This is a genomic window from Stutzerimonas stutzeri, from assembly GCF_013522825.1.
GTDB lineage: Bacteria > Pseudomonadota > Gammaproteobacteria > Pseudomonadales > Pseudomonadaceae > Stutzerimonas > Stutzerimonas stutzeri_AK.
This window is the reverse complement of the sequence record NZ_JAAMQZ010000013.1, coordinates 1-11,814: the sequence shown is the minus strand read 5'-3', so window position 1 is coordinate 11,814 and position 11,814 is coordinate 1. Positions and strand designations below refer to the sequence as shown.

Sequence of the window (11,814 nt, the reverse complement as noted above, 5' to 3'; positions counted from 1 at the left end):
CAACCGCTGTAGTATTTCCAGCTCTCTCGACCGACTCATGACTGAGCTACCGTGTCAGCCTTCGCGGTCGCCACCTGCAAGCTATCACTGAACTGCTCGACGTCTACCTCGGACTTCTCGTCTCTCTCACTTCGCTGCGGAGCCTGCCCCAGCTTGACGTCTTCGTGGTGATCGAAGTGCTGCCAGTCCGCCTGGGTCACATAGATACGATTATCGGCGTTGATACACTCACTGATATTGATGCAATAGCGCACCGTGGTAGTCGGGTCGACGGATGCAAACACAGGGGTGAAACCAAGGTTCTCGCTGAATGCCAAGATAGTGCGCTGGTTGTTCGGATCAACCGAAGCGATCTCGTCCAAGTAGAACGGCAGGAACGGTTCGACCCGGGCGCCGCGGTCGGTCAGGTGGCGAATCAGAGAGAAATACAACAACGGTTTGAGCGTCATGGTCGAGCCATTAGAAGCCAGCTCGTCGAGTGCGTTGCAGACAACGACCTTGCCGTTGACCTCTTCCACGGTGAATCCGATGTCGAATAAGTCCCCGAGCTCGAGGGTACCGTCACGACCATCTTCAACCAGACGAGACAGCCGATCCATAGCACGCACCAGCCCGGCCTGGGATGCGCCCCCGTCTTGCTGGCCGAACAGGTCGGTCTCGTTTTCGTCAGCCTGGGCGATATATGAGGACAGGATATTAATGGCTTCCAGTATCGGCTCGTTCCTCTTCAGATCTAACCTGAAACCACGAAGGTTCGAGACTTTGCGCGCATTGATCCGGCGGTTGAATAGCGATATCTCGTGTTCCAGCGTCACGTAGTTCTCGGAAAGATCGCGCAGAGCTCCCGAGAGCTGGGCAATGCCCTCCTGATGGTAGCGCTTGAGCATCTCACGCATCTGCGGCAGCGTTTCCAACCGCTCACGTGCATGCTGCACCAGATCGCTCAGATTCGCATGTCGGGCAAGATCAGGTAGGTCGCCAACGATCGAGTGCTGGTAGTTCTTCATGGTCAGGGCTATGCGGTCGAGCGCGTTGCTGATCCACTCCAGCCGATTCAACGTGCCACCGAAGTTGTACCCGGTGAGATCGCGCTCGAAGTCCTCGTTCGGCCCTTCAGCGGGAATGAAGGGACTGCTCTGGATCTGGCGGTGCTGCTGCACGTCCTTGAGCTGGCGTGCCTGCTCGATGGCATCGTTGAGCTTCTGCTCGATAACGTTGATGGTCTGGGTGGCACCCTCGATCCGCTCCTGGTGCCCTTGCAGCCACTCGTCGATCTGGGCGAGACACATCATCACACCCTCGAGCACTTGGCGATCAACAGTCTCGGTGGTTTCCAAGGCCTCGAGCTCGGTCAGTTCCTGCAGGTAGCCCTGCTGGTTGCCCAGCTGCTTTGCCAGCGACTCCAATTCGGTACGCTTGAGCGTCTGGTTCTGGGCAACCTCGAGTTGCCCCTGAAGCTTGGCCAGGTCCTCTTGGTACATGGCGATTGACTGTTGCAGCTGCGCCGGATCATCGCTATGAAAATCCATTGGAGGCAGATCGGTCAGGTCTAACTCGAAACCCTGTAAATTGAGCAGCCCTTCCTTCGACATGAGTTGGGTGCGTACCCAATTGTTGAAACTGCCCGGGTGGATTTCAGTCAGTGCTGCGGCCTCAAGGCTGAACATGTCGCTGCGAAGCAGCCGCGACAGCTCGGCCTTTTCCGCGTCGACAAAGCCTTGGGTATCCAACAGTCCGTCGCCATTGCGGACCTGCTCCAGTCGCTTGTTGAGCTTGCGAATTTCATGTTCAGTGTGACGCAGTCTGCTACTGACGGTTGCCACATCGTAGATGTCAGCCTGGCGCAACTGATCGCTGAGCGTGGCGTGCTGGGCTGCCAGTGTGCGAATCGATTTCTCGACCGTCTCGCGGCAGGTCATCGCATTGCGCTCACGTAACTCGTCGAGGCGGGTCAGCCGGCCGGCCAAGGTGATGCGCTGCTCGACCGCTCGATCGCGTTCTTGCATGCGGCTATTAAGCTGTTCGTTGAGCTTGGCGCGCTTTTCGATTTCTTCCTTGTGAAGCGCGTTGAGCTCCTCGATGCATAGCGGTGCCCGCTCCACCGCCAGGGTCAGGTTTACCCGCAGCTCGCGCGCCAACCAGCCGCCTTCTTGCGAAAGTTCGGTGTATTCGTCGTATTCCTTGCCGAGGGCGAGGATGTCCTCGCGGCGGTACGCAAGTCGCTCGACTTCCCGCTCGGCAAGACGAAAGCGCTGGAACGCGCGCTCGCGGACCTCGAGGAAATTCAAATTGGCATTGCTCAGCTTTTCACTGAAGACGTTGAGGATGAGCTCCTTGATCTCGCGGCTCTTGAGTAGCTGCTGAGTGAGCAGGTTGCGATAGATCTGGCGGAACACCTGGTAGCGCCTTTCGTTGGCGTTCGCCAGCGGCACTATGGTCACGTCCCAGTCGCCGCCTTTGACCCGCCCGCTCTCTCCGTAGAGCATTTGGCGCATCTGTTCTCGGGTCAGGTTGCGCACCTCGATGCCCCGTTCGTACCAGTGCCGGAACAGCTCCTTGTAGGGGCGTATGCGGTTGATCGGGTCGACGAAATCACCCATGTCCAGCTCACCTTTAGCCACGAACAGTTCATATTCGTTGCCGGCGGTAGGTCCCTTGCCGTGAGCACCGACGATGAACACGCCGTCGGGGGTCAGCACCTCCATCAGTAGGTAGCTGTGGTCGCTGGGAAAGAAGAATGCGCGGCTGGTGTTGGCCTGGTGGGCGCCGAAGTGCATGTGTGCAAGGTGGGTGAAGAAGAGAAACTGCATGCTTTGCAGCGCCTGGGTCTTACCCAAGTTGTTGTGTCCGCAGATGCTCAGCGGCCCGTCCATGGGAAAAACCGACATGATGTGGTTGCCGGAGTTGACCATGGCGTAATGGCGCACGCCCCAGCGGGTCTTGAGTGCTTTGCTGCGCATCGTTACTCCGGGGTCTCGTCGTCTTCGTTGGGCTGGGTATTCAGAAAGTCGTCTGCCAGCTCGTCCACCGAGCGGTCGCTGTAGGAATAGCCTTCCCCGCGCTCTTGGGCCTCGAGCTGTTGCTGATGCTGTTCAGCCAGGTTCCGGCAGATGTCGAGGTAGAAGTAGGCCGGCAGGCCCAAGGTGTAGGCGACCTTGTCTTGGGAGAGACGGCGTTCATTCATCACCCCGACGTCGACCAGCCGGCGAATGCCGTTGTCGATGAATGACTCCACACTGCCCAGTCCAAGACGGGTGAGCCGGTCGTGGCACTGGCTGAACATCGCTCCCAGGTCGTCGAGGAGGATGGGTTCTTCATGGGTGATCATCGATTCGATCGGCAATCCCTTGTCGCACAGGTGCTCGATCAGGGAGAAGATCGCCGCGGCTGCCATGCGCTCGCGCTGGGGCAGCTGGGCCTGACTCATCTCGCGCGGCTGCAGATAGTAAAACCCTGTGGTGTGATGTCGAAGCTCATGCCCCATCATGCGCAACAACACCTCGTAGGTGTCCTGAAAGCGCGACAGCTCGCGATATTCCTTGATCCGGTCGGTGCTGCTGATAAAGCGCCCCGCCTCGAGCGCCTCGACAATCCGGGAGAACAGGCGGAGCTCTCGCTCGAGGCGCTGGGTATAGTGTCTGGCATCGCGCACTCGATCTTCGAGCGACAGCTCGAGATCCTCGGCAGACTCGTCCTGAGGCAGATCATCCATCGGCGGGTTCCCGGGTAGGCAAGGGTTCGTAATGGCTGTAGAAGGCGATCGGGGCCAATCGCCGCGGGGCCGGTTCGGCATTGTATGAGCGCCGGTTCATACGGATTTCGAGGTCCTCGAATCGGTAGTGCTGCATGTCGTCGTGGCGTTGGATGAAAGGCGCAGTCTTATCTTCCATCGTCAAGCGGGTCAGCACGCGCAACACCGAGTCAGGCCGGGCCTTGGGGTACTGAACCATCAGCTTCGCGACGACATCCTCGACAGGCTGCTGACTCTTCAGCCACAAGAGCATCTGCGGGGACATCTCCCGCCGCTCGCGGGCCTCGAGCGCTGCGGCCGAGGGGACGCGCACGAGAATCGCGTCGGGAGCAATCGACTGTAGCTCCTTGAGCTGCGCCCACCAGGCCTGCAGCGAATCCTGGTCAGGCTTATGGACGCGTCGCTTGCGCGGCGGCAGGGCCAGAGTGTCGCTGCGCGCCAATTGGCTGTTGTGGTGGCCAAGGTCCTGAAGGCCCAGCGCAGCTCCCTGGGCAATGCGCGCATTAATTTGCGCCTGGCGCACCAGCGGCGCCAGATGGCTCGCCATGTTCTCGATCGAATGATTGAGACTCTCGCGAAAATCGAGCATGCGAAACAGGATGCTGTCGATTTCGTAGCGTGCATCATCCATACTCAGCAGGTGCAGCGCCGGGTCCTGCTGCCACTCCTGCAGAGTGCGCTTGATGCGCATGAGCGAAAGATCGAACGGCCCACCCATGCTCTTCATCTGTAGTGCCGGTGTTACGTACTCGTCCCAGGCCTTGATCACCTGCTCATAACGCTCGGCCAGCGGCTGGCTCTGATCCGAGCGCTTGGCCTTGTCCACCAGCGCGTAGATAGCACGCGTATTAGATTCGACCATGCGGCGCAACGTCTGAAAGCGCGACTGCATCTCCTGGGACTTGGCGAAAAAACCCGTGCGCCGACCGCTGAGCAGGGCCGCAGCCAGCTCTTCAAGGTGCCCCTCGAGCCTGTTGGCGTTAGCGCTGATCTCCTCGATCAAGCCCAGACTCTGCTCATCAAGCAAAAACTGCACAAAGGGCACGATCTGCAGGTTCAGCGAATAGCCCTGCCCACCGCGGGAGAACTCCGAAAGGATGCCGATATCGACCATGCGCTTGACTGCAACCTGCTCAGGCTGGTCGGTACCGATAGTGAACGGGCGTACGATATGCAGCAGTTCACGCTCGGTCAGGGTGCGGGTTTCGTATCGAGACCAGATGGTACTTACGATGTCCCAGCAGTCACCAAGCGCACGAATGAAAGACCGTGGTTTCATTGAGCCTCGGACCTACTACAGATAAATGGGCCATAGACTGCCCATGCTCTGGAGCCTAAAAAGCAGGGCCGCGCCTCTACTAGACTCAACTTTCTTGCTCTTCGGGATACGCTGCTTGGGGAATTGATACCCAACCATCACGGGTAATACCCGCCCCGATGCGTATGTTCTTGCTTTCGGTTGCTGCCCAGTGCCCACCCCGGTGCAGTACAGCGCGAATCACCGACTTCCGTGGATGATCCTCATCCGCCTTAGCGGAGCTGCATATGGCATTCCAGGTATGTTTGTCTGGCATGCTGTCCAACCTTGGGCCAACCAACTGATCCAGAATCTCAGTCGAAACATTGTGTCGCCCGCCATGATGCGGCACCTGGAAATACCGAATGCCGGGCAACGTAAGTCCCGCAAAAGGTGCGTAGTCAATCACCTCTTGCAGCGCTTCACGCCCGGCGTCGCCAGTAAGCATGACGCGATGACCATTCAGGACAGCTGACTGGACTACACTCATTTCATTTTCACGACTAGTTGGCGCAGAGGGAAAATACTCGTCGCCCCACAAGGATTTGATGTAGGAAGTCGCAGCCTTAACTGCCCGAAAAATGCTGCTCAGAGCACTATCCATGGCACCCTCTTCAACAGCCTCAGGTGTCTTCGTGGAATCCACGATTAAGTCCATGTAGCGACCTAGCGTCGGTGCCATCACCGTGAAGGGACCGATGCTCTGCCCCTGAAGCGGGGCATGAATGGGGATTCCCTTCTCAAGCGCAATGCCCTCAAGCGCTGCAGTGGCATCGTAGACAGAACGTAATTTCCGCCTCAGCGCTTCCACTGACTCATAGGTCTCGAATCGATCTATCAACTGCTCTGCATATATCCACGGCCTATTGATCCAGAGATTCCTGACCGTACATTGCTCCAAGACTTTTCGAAGCCCATTGGCGTGATCGCGATCCGGATGCGTGAGGATCACGTGATCGATAACCGTTGTGCCATAGTAGGTTTTCAGGTGTTCAACGATCTGATCACCGGTATCCAGATACCCACCGTCAACCACGTGTATGCCTTCGGTGCCATTTACCGAGTAGCGCAGCGTGATTGCATCCCCGCTCTTCGCTGTTTCGACGCCAAGAAAATCGATCTCAAAGTAGTCAGCCATACATCCCTCTTGCCTAATACCAACGAAGTGCCGGTGGTTCTCCACCTACCAGCGATCCACCGCACATGTGAGTCCTGTCGGAGTCCATACCAACGACACAGCAGGAAGACCACCAGCATCCTCGGCGATGCCGCGCAACGTATGTCGGTCTATACCCGAATGAGCACCGCCTTTCGGGTGGCTGTGCCAAGTGCCGATAAAGGCGAGATATCCCAAAGAGGTCGAATTCGCAGTAAGCAAATTTTGAACAAGCCCATCGGTGCCCAAAACGAAGCGTGCGGCCTCTCGAACGCTGTCTGGCGGTGCGTCAACAAGCCCCGCAATGATGATGGTTCGATTTTCAAACGAGATGCGGCCGACCAAGGCACCGCCTGTTTCCAACGCACCCCAGCGCAGCGCATCAGCATGGATCGCTTGCGCGACCGGGTGCAGAATCCGAATGCTCCAACCACCATCGTCCGCCACATCGAGCACAGTGGTAGGACCAAGGCTGGTGCGAGTCCATGCTATGCCGAGGCCTTCGGCATCCGAGATCCCAGCGCAAAGAGTCGCTTCCTTAGGAAGCCCGTCAATGAGCCAGCGTTCCAGTTGCAGCCCAGCCAGTGAAGCAGACCGCGAAACGACGGCATCAGACATTGGCATGGTCAGTGAGCGGCAGTTGTCACCCACAAAGATACGCGTCGGCTCAGAAGTATCACCGGCAATCGACGCACGCAGCTCCGGCACAAATCGGCAGCACTCGAATAAAAATGCCGTGAGGTCATCAACCCGACCGTCGCGGCCAAGTCCTTCGAGCAAAACTGCAACACAGCGGCCCTGACCGTACATCGTGATCCGTACCAGCCGAGCAGGTGATTGATCCAGCGCTGTCGACTGTGTTTCTGCGGCTAACACCTTAAGTGAAGCTGTTGCGTCCACGATAAGCGCTGCATCCTGCGGAACAGCTGTGGCGAACTGTGCTGGATCGACTAGTAGGCTCACTGCGTCGGCGTCGAACGCGCGCGATTGAAGATGTGACAGCTCCTCAAAGGCCGTCTTCATCAGAGAAGCCTTTCGAGGTGGGACCAGCACTGATGCCCGCTCAATGAGTGCATGCCGTGCTGCGTTGTGAGGCGACATGGATTCGTTGTCGACAAAAGCCATTGAACCGAAACCGGCTCGCCCCAGATGCATCGCGATTTTCGACCCTACACTTCCGCAGCCGAGCATGACCAGCGGCTGAGATGTGGTCGCCGCTGGAATGCCGGACGTCCTTGCCAACAGTTCGGGAGACAATGCATGCGCATGAAAGGCTGGGTGAACCGTGGCGCTTCGCTCTAGGAGCGATTGAGCGTTGAGCTCATAGCGCACCACATAGGGCAGTACCTCAATACTTCGCCCTGGTGAGCCCACAAGCGATACAGGCCTTTGCACAGTCAGAATCACAACCGCGTACAAACCATGCACCCAGCCGCGCGAGTCCTGTTGCATATCCAGGATCGAGTGTCCGTAAAAACCATCCAGACTTTTGGCCAAAGCGTCGCGATCAATGCCGAGCTCCGCAGCTCGATCAAGCAACGTCGCGAGATCGAAAACCGTCTCCGGTTGATAACGTTCGATCACATGATGAAGGCCGTCGGTTGTTGGAGCGCGTGCGATGAAGGCCGCCGTATGACCGTTTCCCCATTTACCCAGCTTGTCGTTGTGAGCGTCCTGATAGAACACAGGATCGACTTGGGCGGTCAGTTCGGTATTGATGATGGCGTATAGGCCATCATCAATCGTCACATAGCTTACGGGAACGATCAAAATCGAGCCGTCAGCGGGAGCAGCGGACGCGACCTTCTCGGCGCTGAATACAATGGTCGAAGGACAACTGTCTCGACGCGTCGGCTCCCACCCCTGCTCAAGATTCAGCAACGCCCCAGCTGCAGCCTTGTGCAGCCAATCGATTAATTGATCGATAATCGCGTCCAGACCAAACCGATGCAGCAGCTCGTCCAATGCCCCCTCGAACAGGCAAGGTGAGACCAACTCGCCTTCGCGATGGGGGTTGATGTGCGGCAAGCTGAGCGGAAAGTCCGTACGCAAGAAAGGCTTGGGCGCGGATAGCGGCCAGTCATTGTCGAAGACCAGAATGCATGTCTCGACCGAACGTACGCCGGTCTCGGATACGCCATAGCGCCGAGACCGGCTCGGCAGCTCAACAGCAACATCGACTTCGATCTGCGTTAATTCACCGCTTACCCTTGGCTCCCCAACGCGGACCAGACCTCGATGCCGCTGAAGCTGATGCAGTGCATCCGCAATCCTGTCCATCACGATGCGCCGTGCGGCATGGGGGTACGCGCAGAGGTAATCACGGCTGCGGCCTTCGATCCAGCTTCTTTCTTCGAGGGAGGCTGCACCCCCTGAGTAGTGACGGTAAACACGAGAGGCTCAACAGATTTTTCGCTCGGGTATTCGCCCGTGCAGTAAAACTCGCCATTTGCTTCACCCACGATTGCGACGTACTCACGCTTTGCACGGATGCAGGGGGGATCACTGTCGTCGTCTGCAATAGGCATACAACTAGCAACGATGACGGCACCGTCACGAGTCTGCGAAAGCGCCTTACGAGCGTCGGCGTCGAGCTTGGCCTTTTCGCGATGGGTAGACCAGCTGTCTTCGGACAGCGAATGCCAAGAGCAATGATGCGGCGCCTGCATAATGTCGTACTCAAGCACATCGGCTTCAGCCTTGTGGCGCTGCCATTGGCGGTTCCAAATGAACACCTCAGCATCGCCACCAGTAAGAAACTTCGCGCCATCTGGCGTCTGTGCGTCAGCGGCCAATGTGATATTCAGGATCACGCTTGACTGGTTTTTGATCAGATTCTGCTCCTCTTCCTCGTCGTCCTGGGCATCCAAGGGCGCTAGAAGAAGAGCGGAGAAGTACGCAGAAGTCTTGCCATTGATCGTCGAGAAGCTCGTGTCTACCCTCCGCACAATCGGAGTGAGATCGTCAGTTTTTCCGTCGATGTCCTCGCCCATGATCTGAATACGATCACCGCTCCCAACAGCAAAATTCTTATCGCGATTAACCTGCACCCGCCGACGCGCCTCCGTGTTGAATGCCTTGGCATCGTCACTCAGGGTGTGCGTCTTGCTGGCGCGTCGAAACACGATGGGGGACGACCACATCTCGCGGATCACGATTTTCTTGTCCTTATCGTCCTTTTTGTCATCGGGGTACTTGTCCAGCGGTCCCAGATAGAAATGCCGCGTCAGCCCCCGGCAATGATCGTGATCCGGGTGGCTCAGCAAGAATGCATCGACATAAGGTCTTCCGTTCTCATCCCGCTTCAAACGGTCTCGCAGATCCCTGGCGACATCACGTGCCACCCCATCCGGGTCGTCAGCGTCCTGCCTAATGTTTATGTCGATCAGTAGGGTGGTTGCGTCCACATCGCCAAACTTGATGAGGGCCATATCCCCGTTGTCTACGGGAAAGAATGTGATGGTTGTAGGCATCTGGGTCTCCAGGTAGACGACCAAAGCAGCAGTCACGTACACTTAATGTACGGATATTTTTTATATCCGTCTACTTTTTAGATGGTGACTATGAAAAAAGCCTCGAATACTAATGTCGAACCCTCTGAGCCCAAGAGCTTGAGCTGGGGTCTGGAGAGCAGGTTGCAATTCATCGATTTTCGTCTGCGCTGGGAGCGACGCATCAATCGGATGGATCTCACCGAGCATTTCGCCATATCGGTTCCTCAGGCATCACTGGACATTGCTAAGTACACAGAGCTGGCGCCGAGCAATCTGACCTATGACCGTCGCTCCAAGACCTACACCGCCACCTCACACTTTCAACCGCTGTACCAACGAAGCTCGGCTCAACGCTATCTAGCGGAACTACTGGCAACCAAGATGGGCGTTGTCGAACCGAGAGCCAGCTTTATTGGCTCAGCCCCCGAAACAGATTGGGCTCCATCCCCCTGGCGCTCAATCAATGAAGAGACGGTAGAAGCAGTGGTCCGGGCTATTCGGCAGCAGGAAGCTATTCGAGTGAGCTACCAGTCCATGACGTCTCTAGACGAGTCAATCCGACTGCTTTCGCCGCACGCTCTCGGCAATGACGGTTTTCGCTGGCACGTGCGAGCGTATTGCCACAAGCGTCAGCGCTTTAGCGATTTTGTTCTCGCTCGAATTTTGCACATCGAAGGTTTCGAGCCGAGTCATGTGGACTCCAGCCAGGATGCTCATTGGCACAACGTGTTGACGCTAGTGCTTGCACCGCATCCCGATTTGCCTGCAGCCAAAAAACGAGTATTGGAGCTGGATTACGGCATGGAAGAAGGGCAGGTCAAGCTTCCCTGCCGTCAAGCGTTTCTGTACTACACGCTAAGGCGTTTGGGCTTGCATACCAAGGAAGCGCCAGACCCTCTCGCGCAACAGATCACGCTGAGAAATCGTGATGAAATCCAACCCTACATCGATGCTTTAACAGCCCAGGCCTGACCTCCCATGACAACAATTTTCGAACTAGTTAAAGACCCATACGAGCGCAAAGCTCGCGTGGTTCCAGGTCTTCTCGTAGCGTTGCCATTGCTCGTCCCTTTGCTATGCGTATACGGAGCAAAGCATCCTGTGCTCACAGGTGTTATCGGTTTACTTGGCGGCTGCGGCGCCATTTACGCGCTTGCGAGCGTGGCACGTGGGCGCGGCAAAAAGCTTGAAGAGCTTTTAGTCAAAAAATGGGGCGGCATGCCTACAACCATAGCCCTGCGGCATCGCGACAATTTTCTCGATAGCGTCAGCAAGCAGAGGTACCACTCTGCGATCACAACTAAACTGGGTATTGACATACCAACGGCAGAAGAAGAATCAGCGAACCCTGACAAAGCGGACGACATCTACATCGGAGCAACCAAGCGACTTCGCGAACTCACGCGTACCAATAAGCAACTCCTACTGAAAGAGAATATTGCCTACGGATTCCACCGCAATATGCTGGCGATGAAGCCTGTCGGCATCCTGTCGAGCCTCCTGGGAATCCTCTACGGATTACTGATTGCAAAGGTTCTGCAGATCACGCCTCCCCATTTTTACCCCGTGCATTTTGCAGACCCGGGGCTCGCTGCTGGCTTGACGCTGCTTATTTCGATGGCGTTACTCGCGGCCTGGCTGCTGTATTTCGATCAGAGTGCCGTGAGACGTATGGGGTTTGTGTATGCGGAACGTCTGTTTGAGTGCCTGCCGTCGCTGACTTCTTCAGCATCACGAAAGAAGGCACCAAAATCGACATCTACAGAATGATCCCCTCCGGCTGCACTCCCGTGCAGCCGGCTGAGCTGCTGGGATAAGGGGCAGGATCGAATTAACTGGAGAACTGCCACAACCTCAGCGATGAAATAACATCACTGAAAGCTATCTAGCAACCAATAATCGCACCAAGTCTGCCCCTGTACGCCGCAGCGGGTTGTCCCGATAAGGCACTGAACCTCACAGTGTGTCCATCCAGCCAGACCCATGGAGTGCGGATTCCACGGTCATCTGGCCACCCATTCCATGAGCATCTGACCACCGATTCCACGCTGATCCGGCCACCCATTCCACGCGCATCCGGCCACTGATTCCACGGCCATCCGGCCACTCAACCGGG

Annotated in this window: 8 protein-coding genes; 2 read left to right on the top strand and 6 right to left on the bottom strand. The window is 56.9% G+C overall.

Features of this window, described 5'->3' with window-relative positions; translation table 11 throughout:
* Positions 1-35 precede the first annotated feature (35 nt).
* The 6 genes from G7020_RS10045 to G7020_RS10020 form a co-directional block, all read right to left on the bottom strand.
* Positions 36-2,960 carry a hypothetical protein gene (locus G7020_RS10045; RefSeq protein WP_181083963.1) on the bottom strand — a complete coding sequence of 975 codons (2,925 nt, stop codon included), beginning with the start codon at positions 2,958-2,960 and terminating at the stop codon, positions 36-38.
* 2 nt (positions 2,961-2,962) lie between these two features.
* A complete protein-coding gene (locus G7020_RS10040; RefSeq protein ID WP_181083961.1) occupies positions 2,963-3,712 on the bottom strand; it encodes a condensin complex protein MksE in 750 nt (249 codons plus the stop codon).
* A complete protein-coding gene (locus G7020_RS10035; protein WP_181083958.1) occupies positions 3,705-4,865 on the bottom strand; it encodes a hypothetical protein in 1,161 nt (386 codons plus the stop codon). The genes G7020_RS10040 and G7020_RS10035 overlap by 8 nt, the downstream gene beginning before the upstream one ends.
* A gap of 250 nt (positions 4,866-5,115) precedes the next feature.
* Positions 5,116-6,186: a ComEC/Rec2 family competence protein gene (locus tag G7020_RS10030; RefSeq protein ID WP_023087039.1), complete on the bottom strand. Its 1,071-nt coding sequence runs from the start codon at positions 6,184-6,186 to the stop codon at positions 5,116-5,118.
* 45 nt (positions 6,187-6,231) lie between these two features.
* Complete coding sequence (locus tag G7020_RS10025; protein WP_181083956.1) at positions 6,232-8,487, bottom strand: Mov34/MPN/PAD-1 family protein; 2,256 nt, start codon at positions 8,485-8,487, stop codon at positions 6,232-6,234.
* Positions 8,484-9,677 (bottom strand): hypothetical protein, encoded by a 1,194-nt coding sequence (locus G7020_RS10020; protein ID WP_009616205.1) that lies wholly within the window; start codon positions 9,675-9,677, stop codon positions 8,484-8,486. The genes G7020_RS10025 and G7020_RS10020 overlap by 4 nt, the downstream gene beginning before the upstream one ends.
* Positions 9,678-9,758: 81 nt before the next feature.
* Between G7020_RS10020 and G7020_RS10015 the strand changes: the two genes are divergently transcribed.
* Positions 9,759-10,670 carry a helix-turn-helix transcriptional regulator gene (locus tag G7020_RS10015; protein WP_009616204.1) on the top strand — a complete coding sequence of 304 codons (912 nt, stop codon included), beginning with the start codon at positions 9,759-9,761 and terminating at the stop codon, positions 10,668-10,670.
* Positions 10,671-10,676: 6 nt separating this feature from the next.
* On the top strand, positions 10,677-11,468 hold the full coding sequence (locus tag G7020_RS10010; protein WP_009616203.1) for a hypothetical protein: 792 nt from the start codon (positions 10,677-10,679) through the stop codon (positions 11,466-11,468).
* Positions 11,469-11,814: the final 346 nt, after the last annotated feature.

What these genes read in the sequence shown, in the direction of transcription:
- G7020_RS10045 (WP_181083963.1), bottom strand. Translation starts at nt 2,960, where the DNA reads ATGCGCAGCAAAGCACTCAAGACCCGCTGGGGCGTGCGCCATTACGCC.
- G7020_RS10040 (WP_181083961.1), bottom strand. Translation starts at nt 3,712, where the DNA reads ATGGATGATCTGCCTCAGGACGAGTCTGCCGAGGATCTCGAGCTGTCG.
- G7020_RS10035 (WP_181083958.1), bottom strand. Translation starts at nt 4,865, where the DNA reads ATGGTCGATATCGGCATCCTTTCGGAGTTCTCCCGCGGTGGGCAGGGC.
- G7020_RS10030 (WP_023087039.1), bottom strand. Translation starts at nt 6,186, where the DNA reads ATGGCTGACTACTTTGAGATCGATTTTCTTGGCGTCGAAACAGCGAAG.
- G7020_RS10020 (WP_009616205.1), bottom strand. Translation starts at nt 9,677, where the DNA reads ATGCCTACAACCATCACATTCTTTCCCGTAGACAACGGGGATATGGCC.
- G7020_RS10015 (WP_009616204.1), top strand. Translation starts at nt 9,759, where the DNA reads ATGGTGACTATGAAAAAAGCCTCGAATACTAATGTCGAACCCTCTGAG.
- G7020_RS10010 (WP_009616203.1), top strand. Translation starts at nt 10,677, where the DNA reads ATGACAACAATTTTCGAACTAGTTAAAGACCCATACGAGCGCAAAGCT.